Annotated in this window: 18 protein-coding genes; 2 read left to right on the forward strand and 16 right to left on the reverse strand. The window is 43.3% G+C overall.

All coding sequences use genetic code 11. The features are described from left to right. Positions 1-125: 125 nt before the first annotated feature. From TOCE_RS07705 to TOCE_RS07725, 5 genes are all read right to left on the reverse strand, one after another. Positions 126-446: a zinc ribbon domain-containing protein gene (locus TOCE_RS07705; protein ID WP_013276307.1), complete on the reverse strand. Its 321-nt coding sequence runs from the start codon at positions 444-446 to the stop codon at positions 126-128. A 2-nt stretch (positions 447-448) separates the two neighbouring features. After that, positions 449-2,299 (reverse strand): MtaA/CmuA family methyltransferase, encoded by a 1,851-nt coding sequence (locus TOCE_RS07710; RefSeq protein ID WP_013276308.1) that lies wholly within the window; start codon positions 2,297-2,299, stop codon positions 449-451. Positions 2,300-2,399: 100 nt separating this feature from the next. Next, positions 2,400-3,566 carry a uroporphyrinogen decarboxylase family protein gene (locus TOCE_RS07715; protein WP_013276309.1) on the reverse strand — a complete coding sequence of 389 codons (1,167 nt, stop codon included), beginning with the start codon at positions 3,564-3,566 and terminating at the stop codon, positions 2,400-2,402. A 14-nt stretch (positions 3,567-3,580) separates the two neighbouring features. Further along, positions 3,581-4,477, reverse strand: a complete 897-nt coding sequence (locus tag TOCE_RS07720) for a tetrahydromethanopterin S-methyltransferase subunit H family protein (protein WP_013276310.1) — start codon at positions 4,475-4,477, stop codon at positions 3,581-3,583. 2 nt (positions 4,478-4,479) lie between these two features. Further along, positions 4,480-4,986: an HPP family protein gene (locus TOCE_RS07725; protein WP_013276311.1), complete on the reverse strand. Its 507-nt coding sequence runs from the start codon at positions 4,984-4,986 to the stop codon at positions 4,480-4,482. Positions 4,987-5,257: 271 nt separating this feature from the next. On the opposite strand from TOCE_RS07725, the gene TOCE_RS07730 reads away from it, so the two are divergent. Beyond that, positions 5,258-6,010: an MEDS domain-containing protein gene (locus tag TOCE_RS07730; protein WP_013276312.1), complete on the forward strand. Its 753-nt coding sequence runs from the start codon at positions 5,258-5,260 to the stop codon at positions 6,008-6,010. A 97-nt stretch (positions 6,011-6,107) separates the two neighbouring features. On the opposite strand, the gene TOCE_RS07735 is transcribed toward TOCE_RS07730, so the two are convergent. The 7 genes from TOCE_RS07735 to TOCE_RS11675 form a co-directional block, all read right to left on the reverse strand. Next, positions 6,108-7,568 carry an IS1182 family transposase gene (locus tag TOCE_RS07735; protein ID WP_425358462.1) on the reverse strand — a complete coding sequence of 487 codons (1,461 nt, stop codon included), beginning with the start codon at positions 7,566-7,568 and terminating at the stop codon, positions 6,108-6,110. Positions 7,569-7,733: 165 nt separating this feature from the next. Further along, entirely contained in the window at positions 7,734-9,584 is a 1,851-nt protein-coding gene (locus TOCE_RS07740) for a flagellar assembly protein A (protein WP_013276313.1), read from the reverse strand. A gap of 19 nt (positions 9,585-9,603) precedes the next feature. Further along, entirely contained in the window at positions 9,604-9,924 is a 321-nt protein-coding gene (locus tag TOCE_RS07745; RefSeq protein ID WP_049817913.1) for an STAS domain-containing protein, read from the reverse strand. Continuing rightward, entirely contained in the window at positions 9,905-10,630 is a 726-nt protein-coding gene (locus TOCE_RS07750; protein ID WP_013276315.1) for a PP2C family protein-serine/threonine phosphatase, read from the reverse strand. The genes TOCE_RS07745 and TOCE_RS07750 overlap by 20 nt, the downstream gene beginning before the upstream one ends. A gap of 1 nt (position 10,631) precedes the next feature. Beyond that, a complete protein-coding gene (locus TOCE_RS07755; protein ID WP_245523178.1) occupies positions 10,632-10,949 on the reverse strand; it encodes an STAS domain-containing protein in 318 nt (105 codons plus the stop codon). Between the two features lie 42 nt (positions 10,950-10,991). Next, positions 10,992-11,876 carry an ATP-binding protein gene (locus TOCE_RS07760; protein ID WP_223156804.1) on the reverse strand — a complete coding sequence of 295 codons (885 nt, stop codon included), beginning with the start codon at positions 11,874-11,876 and terminating at the stop codon, positions 10,992-10,994. 562 nt (positions 11,877-12,438) lie between these two features. After that, on the reverse strand, positions 12,439-13,425 hold the full coding sequence (locus TOCE_RS11675; RefSeq protein WP_013276318.1) for an HD-GYP domain-containing protein: 987 nt from the start codon (positions 13,423-13,425) through the stop codon (positions 12,439-12,441). A gap of 481 nt (positions 13,426-13,906) precedes the next feature. On the opposite strand from TOCE_RS11675, the gene TOCE_RS12780 reads away from it, so the two are divergent. Then, positions 13,907-14,890, forward strand: coding sequence for a response regulator transcription factor (locus TOCE_RS12780; protein ID WP_013276319.1), 984 nt, complete (start codon positions 13,907-13,909; stop codon positions 14,888-14,890). A 51-nt stretch (positions 14,891-14,941) separates the two neighbouring features. Here TOCE_RS12780 and TOCE_RS07775 read toward each other — a convergent pair whose 3' ends face one another. From TOCE_RS07775 to TOCE_RS07785, 4 genes are all read right to left on the reverse strand, one after another. After that, on the reverse strand, positions 14,942-16,402 hold the full coding sequence (locus tag TOCE_RS07775) for an IS1182 family transposase (protein ID WP_425358461.1): 1,461 nt from the start codon (positions 16,400-16,402) through the stop codon (positions 14,942-14,944). A gap of 146 nt (positions 16,403-16,548) precedes the next feature. Further along, the gene (locus TOCE_RS07780) at positions 16,549-17,712 is read right to left on the reverse strand and encodes a peptide ABC transporter substrate-binding protein (RefSeq protein WP_245523180.1); all 1,164 of its coding nucleotides are present in this window, start codon (positions 17,710-17,712) and stop codon (positions 16,549-16,551) included. Then, complete coding sequence (locus tag TOCE_RS12625; RefSeq protein ID WP_245523118.1) at positions 17,684-18,178, reverse strand: peptide ABC transporter substrate-binding protein; 495 nt, start codon at positions 18,176-18,178, stop codon at positions 17,684-17,686. Before TOCE_RS12625 ends, TOCE_RS07780 begins: the two co-directional genes overlap by 29 nt. Positions 18,179-18,509: 331 nt before the next feature. After that, a complete protein-coding gene (locus tag TOCE_RS07785; RefSeq protein WP_013276320.1) occupies positions 18,510-19,661 on the reverse strand; it encodes an iron-containing alcohol dehydrogenase in 1,152 nt (383 codons plus the stop codon). Between the last annotated feature and the right edge of the window lie 8 nt (positions 19,662-19,669).

Below are 19,669 nucleotides of genomic sequence, written 5' to 3' on the forward strand. Positions count from 1 at the left end.
CAACATAGCTTCACAGTGAATTAGCTACCACCGGGTAGCTGATCCCCCTCTGCACAATTACAATTATATATAAAACTTTCTATAACATAAATAAAACATTTCTATAGTTTCTCATTGAACTATTATTATTGCAAATAAAAAAGTTCCGGGAAAATTTCCCGGAACATGAATTGGAATTTAATTGACTTTTTTTCAAAAGGATTGGGGCCTTTTTGTTTTACGGCGGCACAGCGACAATGAAGAGTGTGCCCGCAAGGCTTAGTTATTTCCCGATTGGCGGGATGTTTTCCTCCCGGTTTAACAAAAGAAAACAACGCTACCGAAGAAGCTCTCATCACTCCACCGCAGTGAACACATATCAGTTCCAATCCCTCTTTGTCTTTATAATCTATTATCACCGAACGCTTGGCATTACAATCGCTGCAAACAAAGTCGTATAAAGGCATAATCAGTTGGCCCTTTCTCTTGCAGCAAGATACTCTTTCACTAAAGAAACAGCTGCGTTGGCATCCGAACCATATTTGGCACCTATTCGCTCGGCAATCTCCTCATTCATCGCTGCTCCGCCGGTCATCACCAGATACTTGTCGGCTAGACCTTTCTCTTTAAGTAATTGGACGGTTTTCTCTGCATAGGTAACCGAGGAGTTAGTCATAACAGATATACCAATGGCTACAGCATTATTGGCTTCTGCCGCTTCTATAAACTGCTCAGGTTTAACGTTCTTGCCGAGGTCTATAACATTATAGCCATTTGCCTTTAACATAAGAACCACGAGATTTTTGCCAATGTCTTGAGTGTTGCCGCGCACGAGCCCCATTACAACCGTTTCTTTCTTTCCGGATCCTATGCCTGAGGCTTCCATCAGCGGAGCAAGGATAGCTAATGCCTTTTCCATCGTCTTGGCAGATTTAATCATATCGGTCACAAAACGTTCGTTGCGCTCATATAAATCGCCGACCATTTTCATTCCAACGGATAAACCGTTGAATATAATCTGTTGGGGGGTCAAACCGAGTTCCAAACCTTTTTTGGCCCACTCTACTGCTTTTTCATCATCATATTCCATAACCGCATCCGCCAGGTTGATGTAAACCTCTTCTTCAGGAGTTTTCTTTACCTCAAGGGTCTTCCGTATTCCCATTCTTACCATTTGATCGTCATCCGTTGAAATTTTGCGCATACCCGGGTGTTTGGGGTGTCCGGGCAAATAAACATTACTCAGGTCACCAAGGGCCTCGATGTCTATCGGGTACTTGATTGACGCGCAGGTGTCAATCAACGCGCGTAAATTTTCTTCCGGAACAGTCCAGTCAATATCACATCCGGGCATGCAGATAAATCCGCCGTTATACCCCACTTCAGCAACTAGTTTCTTTACTTCCTTGGCAACATCCTCGGGAGTGCCGTGGACTAACGTTGAGTATGGGCTAACCGTACCCATTAGTGAAATTTTATCTCCTATAGTACGCTTAGCATGATCTGCTCCGGGGTACATATCACCGTTAAAGTTAACGGCGCCGGTTGTAACAATGTCGGGCCAAATGGGTTGGGTATAGGTGCATGTATGGAGGAGGCCTATACCGCCGATTTCCTTAATATAAGCGAATAACCTCTGCTGGTAAGGTAAGCCGAATTCTCTATACATTTCCGGCGGTAGAATATCACAGGAGCAGAATGGGTCAAGGATATTGACGACATCAACACCAGCTTCAAACATCATCCGGCAGACATTTTTCACAACATCAAGAGATAGTTCTATAACCTCTTTAGCGAAATCCGGATCTTCAGCCAAATAGGTAAAAAAGTTGTCTGTTCCGGTAACCATCTGAGCGGTAGTAATCGGACCGCCGACGGGTGTAGCCAGTACATGTGTATCCTTCCAGCCTTCTTTTATAAAGGTTTTTATTTCTTGTTGAATTGCTCTCAAACGACCTTTATCCGGATTAAAACCATTCTTTAGGTAGTTATCTTTTAAGCGGTAAAAAGCTTCTTTTGTAGGCGCGGGATGTTCAACTAATGAAGGTTGTGCATAGGGCAGGTATTCTAATACAGCGCCCAGGTTCTCTACCGGGGTAAACAAGTCGGTTCCGGCAAGCACCACGTCTCCACCGAATTTTTGCAGTGCTTTGATTTTTGCTCTGGCCATAGCCTCGCCGTCGAACATAACCTCATCAATTCTAACTCCACCCTCGCGAATGCCCCGTGTCATTAACAAAGGGTTTACGGGGACCTGATCCGGCAGCTCTTTCATTGTAACTGCCGCAATAACTCTTTCCCGGCTGGTCATCTTTGCCATACTTGTTCCCTCCTCAAATTTTTCATTTGCAAATCTTTTGTATATTTTGGATTATCCGAAAATATCTCACCCCTTTTCCCATAATTTTGTGAACTTTATATTAAAGGGCCGCAATTTCAGGAAATTCTGCTAATAATGTTTTCTCTATTGCCTCTTCAATGATGTTTCGAACCGGACCAATATTACGCAACTTTTCAAAATCATCGCTGGAGAAATTGCGGATAAACGCAGCCCCGCGGATAGCTGCAAGCACTTGTTCTGCCGAAGACATGTTGTCGAGGGGACCGGCAATGACCGGTGCACTCTGAGCCAACTCTGTAATTAATAAGGCGATTCTAGCTTTGTTTTTATTGGCCACGGCTTCGCCCAAAGCACACAGGTCGTTTGATCCGTGCAATATTATGGAAGCGGGCAGTTCCCGCCGCACTTCCAAAACATCCATCCCTTTAGCTTTGGTATCCAGGTTGATTAACTCGATACCCAATTCTGCTATTTCCTTCAGGATGGGGCGAATAGCTCCGCAACTGTGAAAACAAATCGCCGCCGGGGTTAACTGTCTAAGCCGGGTCAGCAACGAATGCATATAAGGACGGACTAGATTGCGGAAATCCGATGGAGAGAAAAACATCCCGTCTTGGTAGCCCAGATCATCGCTGTAAACGATAACATCCGGTTGCTCGGGAAGCGAACTCAACATGTAGTTATATGCCTCAATAATAGTTTCCAATGACCAATCCAAGAGGGCTGCAGCCATCTTCCAGTTTTTTTCAGCAATGTCTTCCATAAACCGCCAGGGGTTGCGCAGCATAAAGCTCAGATCTATTAGACCCGGGCAAGGAGCATCCGCGATTAAAATGCCTGCCTCTCTAAATTCCGGTTCAACAAGCTGTAATTGGTTCCGCCATTCGGGGTTAGGGTAATGTAAGATATCCTTGAGCTCTGCATTTTCCAAAGGATGGCTGATTGGTGACAATAAACCTTCGTCCCTTTGCCATTGAACACCGAAAGCGTCAGTAAAAGCTTCACCGGTTATCACCGGTGGGTCAAATAAAAGACCAGTACGGAGGAAATCAGACCCTAAACGGATACACTCCTTTGGAGCCAAAGGCAAAGTTTCATAAATAGGATGTGCCACTGCACCGTCTTCTCGCAAATGCGGAAGGGCACCGGCCTGAATGCCGGTGAGGGATGTTGTTCCGATATCAATTAGCGGTGGACCGTTCCACTTTCCGGAAAGCAATTCAGCTAATTTCATCCGGAGTGACATTACTCCATCTCCCTTTATAATTTGAACATATTCCATAAGGGATGATTCTCCGGTAGTTTTTGCCCGTCTAGTTCCTTAGCCGCAAATCCATAGAATACTTCTGCAGTCCCCGACACATAAACTGCTACTGCAGCCTTCTCAATGATACCGTAGTGTAAATAGTCTGCACCGGCGGCACGACAGACGGCAAGGGCTGTTGCCAAAGACAAATTTACCCATTCCCTGCCCAACTTTTTCACGCTGGTCCATTGTGGAAAACAGTTGGAAAAAGCACATCCTGCAGGATAACCGAAACGTTCCCGTACAGCCTGAATTTGCCGGATATTCAAGCCTATCGAAGGTGGGTCCATAGTGCCTACATCAACAATCGGAGCTTGTACACCAATCTCCTTTAACATAGGGTGATAATAGTTTTCAATCATTTCGCAGGTTCCTTCAGGGGTGGGATTGCTAACATCGCTAGCAAGAATCATGACAGCAGCGGGGCGGTGCCGGCCAAGTGCTTCCAATTCTTCATCTTCGGTATCCTCGTTGAGTGAAGCATAAATAGAACGGTTCAGAATTCCAAGTTTAGCAGCCGCCTCAAGCCCGGCTATACGAGTTTCGGCCTCAGTAGCATTTATTAATAATGGGAGGTTTGTACGCGCACTTACGAATTCCAAAAAACGTTCCATAGCCTCAGGTGAAGCTGCAATGATGTCAAAGGCCATTTGAACCCCATATCGCTTACTGAGTTGATTTACACGGTCAACCAGTTCCGCCGCACGAGATTGATCAAACTCACCGGCGAAAGGATCAGAAACAATAGAGTGTTTGTCGTAAAAAATACTCCCCACCACTAAACCGGTAGTAGATCCGAACGGACCTCCTACCATTGCGTCACCAATCTTAATTACGTGACATTCTGCCAACTTCAATTCCTCCTTATATTTATTAAAATTACATGAATCACCAAAGCCACCAATATCAGGAGTCCCACTCCGAGTAATACCGGCATGATCACAAATCCATAAGAATGATTCGATAAAACAGCCACGAACGCCGTTGAGCCTCCAGGAGGATGCAATGTATCAGTGAGAATCATTAAATAAAATGCTAGAGTTACAGCAATAGCAATACTCCACCAGGTCACTCCCAAAAACCGGGAAACAGTTACCCCTACAATAGCAGATATTAATTGCCCTCCCACAACACATTTTACTTTTGACAAGGAAACCGGAGACTCAAATAATACTACTGTAGAACTAGCTAAAGGCGGAAAAATCAGGGCTGTTTCAAATCGAAATCCCAAATAAGTTATTAAACAAATACCGAGAAAACTTCCTGACATGGCAACTATTAAATAACCAGTTTTTTGTCCCGACAAATCATTAAATCTATTTTCTAATAGTTTGATTTTAGCAATGATTCGAGCTATCAAAAAGAGACAGCTCCTTATGTAAATTTTTGCAAAAAAAAATGTTATAGAATTACTGAAAGTATAAAAATGTTTGAAAGCATATTATTAATCTAATTTTATTTTAAATCTCATTATATTGTATGTCAATATATAATATAGTATATATTTTATTATCATTGTATAACTTTGTATAATTGATGAAACATATATTTTGCTTGATATTTTTAATACTTTGTTGTATCATCTTATTACAAATAATTAATTATTACTAATAAGTGAAGCAGTGGTTAATATGAACGAAGAATTGCTAACTGTAGAAGAGGTATCAAAAATTCTTCGAACAACTCCCAATACAATTTATAGATGGCTAAGAGCCGGAAAGCTCCCCGGAGTCAAACTAGGCAAAGAGTGGCGCATAAGAAAAGAAATCCTTGCGTCAAAACTAAATGAAACCAATACCACCAGTATCAGAGGGCAGCGTTTTTGGGATAAAATCGGCCCTCATCGCGGCCACGTTTTGGCGGTTACCCGCGACACAAACGATCTTTTTGATCTTGAGGCAGAGTTTTTTAAAAAGGGATTATCCAGAGGATTTAGATTGTTTAAAGGGTGCTGGTGTCAAAAACCCGATGACGTCAGAAGGGAACTGTCTATTAGAGGGCTACCTATTGAGGAGCTTGAAGCAAGAAATATCCTTACCATTATCGACCTGACTGATTATTATAATCGTTCAGGGAAAAATGGACCGGTTCAGATATGGTCGGAGGAGGCAAGAAAAACTTTAGAATTAGGATATAAGACTATGTGGGGTTCAGCTTCCCCTAACCCGCTGTCCTTCGGAGGACATTTTCATAACCTTATTGAATTTGAAAGTTCGCTGGATAATGCCCTTAGAAAGCTGCCGGTTGTTGGAATCTGTACCTACTTTTTTGATGATTTTACCGGCGACAATTTTATGCGGTTGATTGATTTGATGAACGTTCATTTAAGCGTTATTTTTTACAATAACGGATCGGTGATTTATTTAAAAAATGAACCGGCTTAAGGCCAGAGAACATCCCGATCACCTAGCGCAGTTAAGCTGGCCACAAACACTGAAGACGGCCCGGTAGGGCCGTCCCAGCTTGTAGACAAAGCCGCTTTTAGGATGCATAACCTAAAAGCGGCTTTTTGTTGAAGGCGAAGAAAATTTTTAAGAAAAACGAATGTAAAGCGGGGACTGTTGGCGGAAACGTTCCCCGTCTTTTCTTCCATAAAGCCAGCTTTTTTAAATTCATGCATGCGAAAAGAAGCGTGAGGTAATGTCCAACTTTCCTCAAGCCTCGTAGATTTGTATAGCGCATGCCATGCTTTTCCTTCGCATCGGCAAATACCCGCTCGATGGTCTGGCCGCGCATTTTGTATAGTTCTTTACCCCATTGGGTGTGTCTTATATCTTCCGCTATTTCTATGTAATGCTCCCATATATGCCGAGTTATGATTTTTGTGTAATTTTTACTTTTGGTGCACTGTAGGCGCATGGGACATTTACAGCATATTTGGGGGTTGCTCCTATATTCCCGGTATCCCGCCCGGTTGGTGGTGCTGTATTCTAATATTTGGTTGTTGGGGCATATGTAACAATCATAATATTCGTCATAGACGTATTCGCGTTTTTTAAAGTAACCATCTTTGGTCATCGGCCTCTTGTAGGGCATAACGGGAAGCGCTCCTGCCTCAATGATTTCTCTGCATATCCCGGGGGTTTTGTAGCCTGCATCAACCACTACCGCCTCTATTTTAGAAAATTTATCGTTTACTTCTTGAAATAAATCGGAGAATACCTGGCTGTCATGAACATTTCCAGGTGCTATTTTGACACCAAGGACAAAGTTGTTCCGGTCACAGGCTACAGAAGCTGTGTAGGCAAAGCAGCGCTCTTTTTCCCCTTTTTGAAACATCCCACTTTCAGGATCTGTGGTGCTTACCCTGACTTTTTTAGAGCTATTTTCTCCTTTGTTGTTATCGTCATCATCATCTTCTTCTTCAAAGGGCTTTTTACCGTTTGCTTCCCGTTCGGCGTTGATTTCTTTTAAAAGTTCTTCCTTATATTTTTGAGTCCGTTGCTTAGCGACTTTCTCGATATATTTATTCTTATTGGCACTGGCTTTTATGTGAGTAGCATCGATAAATACTGCATCTGTTTTAACAAACCCGCATTCTATTGCTTCCATCAACACCCGCTCGAATATCTTTTCAAATAGATCACTTTCCTTAAACCGCCGTTCATAGTTTTTTCCAAAAGTTGAAAAGTGAGGTATTTTTTCTTGTAATCCATAGCCTAAAAACCAACGGTAAGCTACATTGACTTCTACTTCTCTGATGGTTTGGCGCATGGAGCGGATTCCATACAATGCTTGGAGCATGAGTAGCTTAATTAACACTACCGGGTCAATACTAGGTCTTCCTGTATTTTCGCTATATAGGTCTTTTACTTCATCATAAATGAAATTAAAGTCGATGCTTTCTTCTACTGCCCTAAGGAGATGGTCTTGAGGTACTAAGCTATCGATGCTTACTAATTCTACCTGCTCTATTATTTCTCGATTTTTCTTCGTTAACATTTCATCGCCCCACAATATTTTTGTATCTTCTTTAATTTTACTAAAAAGCTGATGATTTTTGTACTAGCTTTTGCAAAAAAAGACTGTCGACAGTTACTTTGTCGACAGTCTGAGACGGCCCGGTAGGGCCGTCCTCAATTTTTATGTAACTGTTCTGGGGTTATATTATGATGTTGTTGCCATACTATAGGACCTCAGATTCCCATCTTTATCCAACAATAACCGGACATTTTTTTCTTCCTTATTAAAGCGGTATGCCCGTCCACCTATCAGTATTAAAGCGTTCTCAAAGGCATGTCCCACGGTAACTACGGCTTTAGGGCCAGTCACTACCCTGGTGGCGGCCCCGCTTTTGGCCCCCAGCTCTCCCACATGCACATCCCCGCCGGCGTGTATTTCGCCACCGCGAAATACCCCGGATACGGTGACTTTCTTACCGGCCTCTATCCGGGAAATATAACACCCACTGCCCACCACCCGGACATCGCCGGTAGCTATTACTGTAGAATTGTGTACGCTTGACGCTTCCACATCACTTTCAGTAGATGGGGTAAAAGCAAAGGCCTGTTCCCATTCCCCAGCTCGTGCCGCCAATGTTTCGATCTCCTGGAGGTCCCGCACAGCCAGCGGGGAACGAACCAGCACACGTTCGACTTCCCGGACAAACTCTTCCAGGCCTTCAGCGGCCATTCCCAGTGGCATTGTTTCAACCTGCTTTCTAAAGGTACCGGCAGCAGCAGGAAGATGGCTAAACTTTCCCTCCAACAATAACTTTACCAGGGGGCCGATACCGCCTTTAAGATCGCCTTGCTTGAAGGCCGGGTGTCCCAGCAACTGCCGGATAGCCATTGTCATCTCTTGAAGCCCGACCGCCAAAGCATGAACCTGCGGCAACATCCGCTGTAGATGAGTAGGAACTCTTCCTGCGATTATTACCGAAGATAGGATATTCCCGCTGATAAGGATGGACCCAGCAGCTTGAACCCTCGCACCGGAGACCAAGCCTCCCACCCTTACATTTCCGTCGGCCTCGACCACCATCCTCTCCGTCACATTTCCGGTAATTAAGACATCTCCTTTGAAGACAATGTTACCTGAGGCAAGGTCTACATCACCATTATGTACCAACTCAGGTAATACGCTCACCTTTACCAAGTTGCCCCAGCGGGAGACAGCGGGACGTCCAGAGCGGGCCGCTATAACCCGTTCACCATCCCCGGTAAGCACCGCTCCCTCACCTGCAGAAAGGATAAAATCACGTGGCGACGGCGGCAAAATCACCTCACCCTTGACGCTGGTGCCAGGGCGTCCCTGCTCCGGAGGGTGTTTGACAGCAAGGATTTCTCCCGCCTCCACCGAAGTAAAAACAAAGCGTTTCCGGAAATCCACCGCTTTGTCTTCTTTCGCCACTACCGGCACCTTGGGATTAAGGGGAAAAAGCAATTCTACCCGTCCGTCTTTTCCCGGCTCTGCGGGAATACCTCTTGCAACAACCACCTCTTCTTCATCGCAGGATGTAACGGCTCTGAAGCATGCTTCCCAGTCGATTCCATAATTAATTCCCAGACGGGATAACTCCTGCAATAGTTCATCCCATGTAAGCGGGGGATGTAGTTCTTCCCGCTCCACTACCGATAACTGCAGTATCCTGGCTGGCGGGAGATCCGGTAATTCCCGGTAAAGTTCTACTGTAGGGCGTACTCTCAAAATCGCTTGTAGGCCATCGGAAGAAACGGTCACAGACCATTCCCCTTTTCTCATCTCCTTCACCGTCTCCAACTGCACCGTGTCTTTACTGGATACGGGGATGGGTTGAGTGCACTCCCGGCCGTTAATAATAAACCTCACTCCCGGACAAGGCACCACCACCGGGTAAGGTCCCTCCGGTCTGTGCCGGACAATCAGGCACCCCTGTTTAACCAAAGCATACGGCCCCACCGCTTCTCCTTTCAAAAAAGCTTTGTTCAATATATCGGCTGTTGCTATTAGGGCATCCCGGGCAATTTCCTCCTTCATTCACGAACACACCTCCCGCCTAAGCGTTGGGATTTGCCTTCAATGCTTCCATCACCTGAAAAAAACCTATCACTTCCAGGTCTTCTCGAATAAGATCCGGGATATTAACAATTTTCAGGGTGCGCCCCTTACTGAAAAAGTGTCTGGCCTGGTTCAGAAGCATTCCCGCCCCGGAAGAATCTATGAACCTAAGTCCCTGCAGGTCTATCTCCACCACTCCCTCCGGCCGACGCTGAATTTCCTGTTGTAACTGATCCACGTTGCTAAAGTCCAGTTCGCCTTCCACCTCCAGGATTGCCATTCCTTTCTGCTGCCGGACTCTAATCTCCAATCCTTTCACCCGCCTTTTCCGTCACTTTTATGACAACCAGTGTTACGTCATCCTTTTGAGGAAAACCGCTGGTAAATGTCTCCAGGTCAGATAAAATATTTTTTCTTATCCTGTCCGCCTCAGCGCCATGGTGAAGACTTACTATCTCTCTCAATCGTTTCTGCCCGTACCTTTGTTCCCCCGGCCCACAGGCTTCCACAAGTCCATCGGTATACAGCACCACCGCATCTCCGGCAGAAAGAAAAAATTCCTCTACTCCTGACCCAAGGTAATCTTCCAAAAGGCCCAAGGCGACTCCCCTGCAACGGGCAACTTTCACCTCGCCACCGGATAGAAGAAGGGGAGGGTGGTGCCCTGCATTAACACATGAGAGGCGTCCTGTTATACCGTCGTAACACAGTAGGCATAGCGAAGCGAAGGCCCCGTATTTCCGCAGTTCATACCCTCCCACCTTGTTTAACCTGCGAACGACTTCAAGAGGATTCGGATTAATCCTGATACACTCCAGGAGCATATAGCGGATTGTTTCCATCAGTCTGGCCGCATGGAATCCTTTCCCCATAACATCTCCAATAACAGCAAACACGGTTCTATTATCGCAGGAAATAAAATCAAAAAAATCTCCCCCGACCTGGCCGGCTGGCAGGCTGCAGCCACTACCTTCCAATCCATAAGCACTTAATATTTTCTCATTTCCTGTAATCACTTCTATCATTTTATTCCTCCCTCTCTTCTCCGGCTGGAGCGGTGCTTTGCTCCAGGAGCCTGTCAAGCCCTACCAGCCGCATCACCTCCGCCACATCGGGTTGCGGCCTCAAAATCAGCATCTTGCCTCCCTTTTGTCGCCATTCGTTGTTAATGTCCAGTAAACTTTTCAAACCGGTAGAATCAATGAAAGAAACACCTGACATGTCCACCTCCAAGGTGCATTCCCTAATTTTCCCAACAACTTCTTTAAATTGCGCTACTGTTTCTACGTCCAATTCACCGTTCAACACTACCCGGCATACTCCCCGGGCAACAAAAACTCCCACTTTCAACAATCAAATCACCTTCTTTATTGATCTTGTCCGGTCTTAACTTATCGCAGGTACAACGCAAAAGTCCATGGCTAGGGTGGTACCCGACGGTCCAGTATTGAGGTGGAGGTAGTCCGCATAGTAGAGCATCAGGGTAAATCCACACCCCAGGGAATTCTTGGTTGAATAATGTTGCATCAGTGTGGCCCGGGCCAACTCGCTTTTTTTTATTCCCGGACCTCTGTCCCGAACAATAACCCTGACGGTATCCCCTGCCTGTCTGGCTTGCCAGCACCCGCCCCCCGCATGTTTCAGAGCGTTAGTCAGCGCCTCTGACAGGCACAGGGCGATCGCGTGCCACCTGCGCCTGTCAATAGAAGGCAAAAATTTTTGTATTATCCGGCGGGCTTCAGGAATATCATGGGTCTGCCGTACCTCACCCTTGACCAATTCTGTCCCTTCCGATACCACTCTCTCAATCTCTTCACCATTCGCGAGGTTCAGCCGGCCCCCTGTCACCGCCGCTATAGCCTCCCGGTAAGCCTGCATCTCCCGCCGGTACATCTTTCTCTCCTTTTCAATCACCTCGGTTATGTCAAAAGCCAGCAGTCCTCCGCTCTTGTGGTCGAAAGGCACGCCGTGGAGGTCAAACACCCTTTTCCCATCTTCGCTGACGATTAATTCGCGCCGGTGTTCTGCTTGACGGATAGCCTGACGCATCAGCTTTTCCGCTTCTTCCATGGGCAGGGCCAGGTCAGCTTGACCTGAAAGGTAGCGAAAGCGTCCCCCTTCGTATTTCATAACCTTCCCCACCTTGAGAGCGTTAATTATTTCGGATTTCTCCACTTCAGCCAGCAGCTTTTCCCTGACAAGGTCCTGAAGGTGCGCCGGCAAGCGCTTGGTAATCTCCTGAACCAGCTCACCGGCGCTTCCTCCCAACAACTGATATTCCTCCTTGCTGAGACGAAAGGCAGTTTCCTGGTTCCTGTGGACATACAAGATATCAAAAACATGTACATTATTTTTCCCTTTGAAAGGTACCCCGGCAACCTCAACCCACAAGCCTTCCTGCAGCCTGATTTTATACCGACCCGGAATTGGAGCCTCCGTTTCCAGTCCAAACTCCCTGGTACTTAACACTAGAATGCGAGCTGGGTATTGCTTGCCATGCTCATCTTCCAGTAATATCCGAACAGGCGGCGAAGGCACCCGTCGAAGGGGACCTGCCGGAACAAAATTATTGCATTCCACACAATTACGGTCTGGATGTTTTTTCGCGCATTCAATACACCGCTGCATTTTTTCACCTCCTTATACCGTAAAATATTACGAGCCACCTTCTCTTTTTTTGTAAAATTAGAGATTACCGAATCATCAATACAAGATGGAGAAAATGGCTCAGTAAATCGATTAACTATTATATTTTTGATTAAAGAGCACTTGTCGCTTCATTTCGGACCGTAACGACTAACATCGCCCGACATCAAGATATCACCTGAAAAATTTACACAAACCACTTTCCGTATTTACTTTGTTGAAATATCAATCCCCTCGGTAAATCATTGCCAACAACTGCTATTAATGCTTCTACGATCTCCGGATCAAATTGGGTTCCACCGCATCTTTTCAATTCTTTGCATGCTTCAACAACGGTCATCTTTTTCCGATAAACCCTATTTGAGGTCATCGCGTCAAACGCATCAGCTACCGCAATTATCCGCGCCCCCAAGGGTATATTTTTACCCTCAACTTTTATCTCGGGATATCCATTGCCATCAAAATATTTATGGTGATAAAGCACGTTCTCCGCCAGCTGCTGAAACTGCGGAACATGAGCCAATATTGAAGCACCTATAATCGGGTGTCTTTTTATTTCGTACCATTCACTTTCAGTGAGAGGTGATTTCTTGTTGAGTGTAGATTCTCTAACACCGATTTTCCCGATATCATGGAGAAGGGCCGAATAATATACTTCATTTACTTCTGAAGAAGACAACCCCATAAAGCAAGCAATTTTTCGAGCGATTTCTGCAACATTTTTCGAATGGTTATACAAAAAGTCATCTTTTGCTTCAATAGCATTAACTAAAGCACTCAACATTTTGGTGTGAACTTGTTCAACTTCTTCACTTTGACTTTTAACAAATCTACTACTGCTGATTAATTCAACGAGCATTGTTCTAAACTGTAAACCCGCCGTATAAACCAGCCCAAAAACTATCGGATAAAGCACAGATCCATATATAGCAAGATTTCCGGAACGCTCTTTTAAATGAATATAAAAAGATAAAAAGATAAACACCGGCAGGCAAGCCCAGCTCCACTTTCTAGGAAAGCTTATAGCGGTTAGAAAAATAAGTATTATGTAGAAAACTGGCGAAAATATGATAGAATCCGGCTCTACGAAATAAACCAAAAAAGCGGTCGATACAAGCGTAAAAACTATAACTCTTGTCTTTGCTTCATAACTCCATTTTGAAAATAGTCTCATAAAAATCCCCCTACTATAAAAAAAATAGAGGTGTTGCTTTTTTTAAAATTCGACAAATTTTTTAATCTTGTACAACGATCTTTTAGGATTATTGACCTGAAAATATAGGTAATTTTTACTATTGTATACACATTTATACTATATACTAAAAGTAATACAAAATTCAATTCTTCCGGACGCCAGGATTGTAACAATTTTCATCATCATTCATCACAATTTTTATAGTCACCCATAAAACTTTTATCATTATTGATTGAATTATGTCGAACTTTCTTTTTTAGTATTGTCATAAATAAAAAGGTGACAGCGGTAATATTTACAGCTGTTTTTTGAACATAAGATAATGTTGTACGAATTGAATAAAAAATTTCCGTTGATTCTCCTGATTATTAATAATAAGGTACTTTTGTGACTTCAATGAAATACATCAACTGCAGTTATATTATGCTAGGCACTATTAATTCGATTACGGGGGTGTGCAATGCTAAATATACTTCTTATAGATCCCAACAATGAGAGAAATTCTAAAATGTTAAAGAAAATAAGACAGATGGGCCATAGAGTAAAAGGATGCAGAAATTTTTATGAAGCGGTTCAATTGTTGAAGGAGGATAATTTTGATGCGATTATAGAGAGGGTAATTCCCTCCGACCTTTACATAACGAATTGTTCACCACTTTATTTCGATTATAACAAGAGCAAGTATATAGCCCATTATATAGGAGACGGTGAAAGTGCTGCAAATAAAGAATTTTTCGAAATAGTTACCAAATTAGCCTTTACGAACCTTACCGAAGTGAAAGACAATATTTTTTTATTTGCCGACAAGAATCTAGACGTTATGATAATCGAACCTACGACAATTTTGCGTATAGGGCTCAAGGCGATAATAGAGAGCACCTTTTTTTTAAATTATGCTGGTGAGGCGAAGACGGCATGTGATGCCGTCCCCTTGTTAGAAGAAATACACACAGATGTTATTCTGATTGGGGTAAACTTGAAAGATGATAAGGAGGTCGACGCATGTAAACTGATTAAAGTTCGGCATCCTAATATGAGCATTGTAATTTTTTGCAACATTGAAGAGCAGGAGATAGCATTTCCATATATTAAAGATTGGGCGGATGCTATTTTGCTTAAAAGTTGCGACAAAACCGATCTAATATATGCAATAACAAAAGTAGTCCAAGGCGGAAAATTTATCGATACAAAAATTGTTAAAGAACTGCTTGCGAAGCCCAATAGCGAGGTTGGTAAAAACCCGCTAAATCTTTTAACGGCCCAGGAACAAAAGGTTTTTTACGCGCTGGCTTTAGGAAAAACCAACAAGGAGATAGCTAGTGAACTGTATTTATCGCCGGCAACAGTAAGAAATTATGTATCAAAGATTCTGCGCAAACTTAATTTACCTAACAGGTCTGCTGTGGTATCGTATGCGATGAAAAATTTATATATTCAAAGATAAAAAGTTCCGGGAAAAATTCCCGGAACTTTCAGCTTGTAGACAAAGCCGCTTTTAGGATGCATAACCTAAAAGCGGCTTTTTGTTGAAGGCGAAGAAAATTTTTAAGAAAAACGAATGTAAAGCGGGGACTGTTGGCGGAAACGTTCCCCGTCTTTTCTTCCATAAAGCCAGCTTTTTTAAATTCATGCATGCGAAAAGAAGCGTGAGGTAATGTCCAACTTTCCTCAAGCCTCGTAGATTTGTATAGCGCATGCCATGCTTTTCCTTCGCATCGGCAAATACCCGCTCGATGGTCTGGCCGCGCATTTTGTATAGTTCTTTACCCCATTGGGTGTGTCTTATATCTTCCGCTATTTCTATGTAATGCTCCCATATATGCCGAGTTATGATTTTTGTGTAATTTTTACTTTTGGTGCACTGTAGGCGCATGGGACATTTACAGCATATTTGGGGGTTGCTCCTATATTCCCGGTATCCCGCCCGGTTGGTGGTGCTGTATTCTAATATTTGGTTGTTGGGGCATATGTAACAATCATAATATTCGTCATAGACGTATTCGCGTTTTTTAAAGTAGCCATCTTTGGTCATCGGCCTCTTGTAGGGCATAACGGGAAGCGCTCCTGCCTCAATGATTTCTCTGCATATCCCGGGGGTTTTGTAGCCTGCATCAACCACTACCGCCTCTATTTTAGAAAATTTATCGTTTACTTCTTGAAATAAATCGGAGAATACCTGGCTGTCATGAACATTTCCAGGTGCTATTTTGACACCAAGGACAAAGTTGTTCCGGTCACAGGCTACAGAAGCTGTGTAGGCAAAGCAGCGCTCTTTTTCCCCTTTTTGAAACATCCCACTTTCAGGATCTGTGGTGCTTACCCTGACTTTTTTAGAGCTATTTTCTCCTTTGTTGTTATCGTCATCATCATCTTCTTCTTCAAAGGGCTTTTTACCGTTTGCTTCCCGTTCGGCGTTGATTTCTTTTAAAAGTTCTTCCTTATATTTTTGAGTCCGTTGCTTAGCGACTTTCTCGATATATTTATTCTTATTGGCACTGGCTTTTATGTGAGTAGCATCGATAAATACTGCATCTGTTTTAACAAACCCGCATTCTATTGCTTCCATCAACACCCGCTCGAATATCTTTTCAAATAGATCACTTTCCTTAAACCGCCGTTCATAGTTTTTTCCAAAAGTTGAAAAGTGAGGTATTTTTTCTTGTAATCCATAGCCTAAAAACCAACGGTAAGCTACATTGACTTCTACTTCTCTGATGGTTTGGCGCATGGAGCGGATTCCATACAATGCTTGGAGCATGAGTAGCTTAATTAACACTACCGGGTCAATACTAGGTCTTCCTGTATTTTCGCTATATAGGTCTTTTACTTCTTCATATATGAAACTAAAGTCGATGCTTTCTTCTACAGCTCTAAGGAGATGGTCTTGAGGCACCAGGCTATCGATGCTTACTAATTCTACTTGCTTTATTATTTCTCTATTTTTCTTCGTTAACATTTCATCGCCCCACAATATTTTTGTATCTTCTTTAATTTTACTAAAAAGCTGATGATTTTTGTACTACCTTTTGCAAAAAAAGACTGTCGACAGTTACTTTGTCGACAGTCTGAAAGTTCCGGGAAAAATTCCCGGAACTTTATAATTTATTTTCCGCCTTCTATTGAAGCATAAATAAAATCCGGATCGGAACCGCTCGAGAAGGTTCTGACGAGGTCTTTTACGTAGTCCTTCTTCACCCACATCTTTTCTCGGAAGTAGAGGGGAACTACAGCGCCCTTTTCGAGCAAGTACTTTTCAGCCTCGAACATTATTTCATTTCTCTTTGCAAAGTCGATCTCATTCTTTGCCTTCTCGCATAACTCGTTATATTTTTCATCGGTCCAGCCGCTGTTGATCATACCTTCGCTCAGGGTCCAGTAATCAAGATAAGTCATCGGATCGTCGTAATCGGGGCCCCAGCGGGTAATCATAACCTCATATTCGCCGGTTTTCATTCTTTGCAGCCTTTCTTTAAATGTCACCGTTTTTATAGATACGTTTATGCCCAGATTTCTCACAAGCATATCCTGAATTGCTTCAACGCCATCCTTTGTCCCTGAGCTATCGTCAACCATTAATTCAATATTTATCTTGGATGGACCGGTAATTCCATATTTCTTCATTGCCTCATTCAGAAGTTCTTTTGCCTTTGATACATCTGCGTTTTTGGGATAAAACTCATAGGGGTATTCTTCTGCAAATTTCTTTTCGAGGCCGGACATAGTGGGTGGAATGTACCTGGTAGCCGGTTTTGAAACACCCTTAAAGGCCATACTAATATAATTTTCCCTGTCGATTGCAAAACCTATAGCTTTTCTGAAATTCTCATCGGCGAGTATGGGTTTATCCTCGTTCTTCATATTGAATCTTATAAAATACTCGTAACTATCCATATATGTCAATCCGTTGCCATCGCTTCTCACCTTATCCACCATTGTCATCGGAACATCAGCAAAGTCGAGTTCGCCGTTTTCAAACATCTGATAGGCGGTGTTGGGATCTGTTATTATCAATATCCTGACAGTATCCAGTTTTATCTTATCCTTGTTCCAGTAATTAGGATTCTTCTCAAGAACAATTTCCTGTTCGTGCTTCCATTCTTTTATGATGAAGGGCCCGTTGTAGGCCATTTTATCCGCATCGGCAGCATATTTTTGTCCATACTTTTCCACAAAATCCCTTTTTGATGGCATAAAGGATATGAACCCCAATAGGCTTTCAAAATATTTTGTAGGAGATTTAAGTGTGATTTGAAGTGTTTTTCTCATCAAGAGCCTTTACACCCACCTGATTCGGATCTTTTATTTTTCCCGTATTGTATTCTTCTCCATTTAAAATATAATAAGCTTGATAGGCGTATCCGGAAGCCAGTTTCGGATCAAGAAGCCTTTTTATGGAATATTCGAAGTCATAGGCCGTCACTTTGGAACCGTCGCTCCATTTGGCATCCCTTAAATAAAAGGTATATACTCTTTTATCTTCGGATACCTCCCATTTTTCCGCCATACCCGGATAAATTTTCCCGTCGTAATAGCGCACCAACCCTTCAAATACCGCATTACCTACTATGATTGAATACTGATCGGTTGCCAACTGAGGATCCATATTTGGCGGTTCCGATGTAATTGAAAAAACCAGTTCATTAGATGATTTTGTAGCAGTATCAGAGCACCCCGTCAAAATACCCGCTACTATTAACATTGAAAGTAAAAGAGCTATCAATTTTTTAAGCATAAAATCCCCCCTTATAAATATAAAAAAATATTCATAAATATATTGTTTGAAATTCTATCATACTTTTTCCATTTATGTCAATGCTGAATTTTATTAAATTCTGTATACAATATCAAATTTAAATTGAAACCCACCATATTTACGTTTGAAATATTTTCATGGAGGGATGCGGTGTGCTGAAATAATAATAGAATGGCTGCTGTCACAACAAAAAAATGATCCACCCCCTGGTGAAATATCTCCTTCCGAAACCTGCTTAAAAGGTCGGAGGGAAACAGGGGATGGATCATATTCGTGTAAAAGGCGGTGGAACCAATTCAATATGGAAGATTTAATAGTTCTCATACATATTATTTAATATGTCAACAACTTCCTGCTTGTTCAGCTCCCTGGGAACAAAATTATAACACGGATCTTTGAATATCATATCAACGGTATCAATTAAATCTTCTTTTGATATTCCCAGTTGCCTTATGGATTTTACCTTAAGTTCTCTTATAAATTTTCTAATAGCTTCAGCTACAATTTCTCCTATTTCTTCATCGCTTTCACTACCGGTAAAGGATATTCCCATCGCTTCACCGACAACCTTGACTTTTGAAGCATCTATCCCCGCCGCGTACTTCATCACCTCGGGCAGGGCCAATGCGCACGCCACCCCGTGAGTTACGTGAAACTTTGCCCCTATAGAATGGGCGATCGCATGCCCCAAGTGGACCAGAGCATCGTTGAAGGCAATACCGGCAAAGTTGCTCGCCAACAACAGGTTGCCCCTTGCCTCGATGTTTGCGCCGTCTTTGACAGCCACGGGCAGATATTTCATTATTCTCCTTATCGCATCCGAAGCCAGAAGCTCAGATTTGGGATTGGGCACTTTTGCCGTAATAGCTTCTGCCGCATGGGCGAAGGCATCCATTCCCGTATGCACCGTGGCTTCAGGGGGCACGGTAATTGTCGCTTCCGGATCCAATATACCCAAAGAAGCTGCTCCCAACACCGAGTTTTTCACATTATTTACGGTATCCGTTATAACGGCCACATTGGTGCTTTCGCTTCCCGTTCCGGCAGTGGTTACCACCATGACGACCGGCACACCTGGCTTGTAAAAAGGATTCCCGAAGTACTGGTTTATGGGAGGAGGGTTGTTTATCAAAATATTTATCGCTTTAGCGGCATCCATGGCACTTCCTCCGCCTATGGCCACTATCCCATCTACCTTTTCCGCCCTCGCTACTTCTCCTCCCCGGTTTACGATATAATCCGGCGGCTCGGGTATCACTTCGTTGAATTCGACCAGTTTTATTCCTGCATCTAACAAACTTTTCTTGCACTTTTCATAGATTTCGCTTTTTGCCACATGCTTGCCCGATACGACCATCACTTTAGTGCATCCGAGTTTCTTAACCTCTTCTCCCAGCAAGGTTGCGGTTCCTCTGCCGTAGATTATCGGGCAGAGCTGGGCATACCTTGCATAATTTACCATTTTTATCC

The organism is Thermosediminibacter oceani DSM 16646, assembly GCF_000144645.1.
Taxonomy (GTDB): Bacteria; Bacillota; Thermosediminibacteria; order Thermosediminibacterales; family Thermosediminibacteraceae; genus Thermosediminibacter; species Thermosediminibacter oceani.

Bases quoted from the DNA above. Each gene is read 5' to 3' on its own strand.
- TOCE_RS07750 (WP_013276315.1), bottom strand. From the start codon at position 10,630: ATGATAGAAGTGATTACAGGAAATGAGAAAATATTAAGTGCTTATGGA.
- TOCE_RS07710 (WP_013276308.1), bottom strand. From the start codon at position 2,299: ATGGCAAAGATGACCAGCCGGGAAAGAGTTATTGCGGCAGTTACAATG.
- TOCE_RS07735 (WP_425358462.1), bottom strand. From the start codon at position 7,568: ATGTTAACGAAGAAAAATCGAGAAATAATAGAGCAGGTAGAATTAGTA.
- TOCE_RS12625 (WP_245523118.1), bottom strand. From the start codon at position 18,178: ATGCTTAAAAAATTGATAGCTCTTTTACTTTCAATGTTAATAGTAGCG.
- TOCE_RS07780 (WP_245523180.1), bottom strand. From the start codon at position 17,712: ATGAGAAAAACACTTCAAATCACACTTAAATCTCCTACAAAATATTTT.
- TOCE_RS12780 (WP_013276319.1), top strand. From the start codon at position 13,907: ATGCTAAATATACTTCTTATAGATCCCAACAATGAGAGAAATTCTAAA.
- TOCE_RS07740 (WP_013276313.1), bottom strand. From the start codon at position 9,584: ATGAAGGAGGAAATTGCCCGGGATGCCCTAATAGCAACAGCCGATATA.
- TOCE_RS07785 (WP_013276320.1), bottom strand. From the start codon at position 19,661: ATGGTAAATTATGCAAGGTATGCCCAGCTCTGCCCGATAATCTACGGC.
- TOCE_RS07775 (WP_425358461.1), bottom strand. From the start codon at position 16,402: ATGTTAACGAAGAAAAATAGAGAAATAATAAAGCAAGTAGAATTAGTA.
- TOCE_RS07715 (WP_013276309.1), bottom strand. From the start codon at position 3,566: ATGTCACTCCGGATGAAATTAGCTGAATTGCTTTCCGGAAAGTGGAAC.
- TOCE_RS07730 (WP_013276312.1), top strand. From the start codon at position 5,258: ATGAACGAAGAATTGCTAACTGTAGAAGAGGTATCAAAAATTCTTCGA.
- TOCE_RS07705 (WP_013276307.1), bottom strand. From the start codon at position 446: ATGCCTTTATACGACTTTGTTTGCAGCGATTGTAATGCCAAGCGTTCG.
- TOCE_RS11675 (WP_013276318.1), bottom strand. From the start codon at position 13,425: ATGAGACTATTTTCAAAATGGAGTTATGAAGCAAAGACAAGAGTTATA.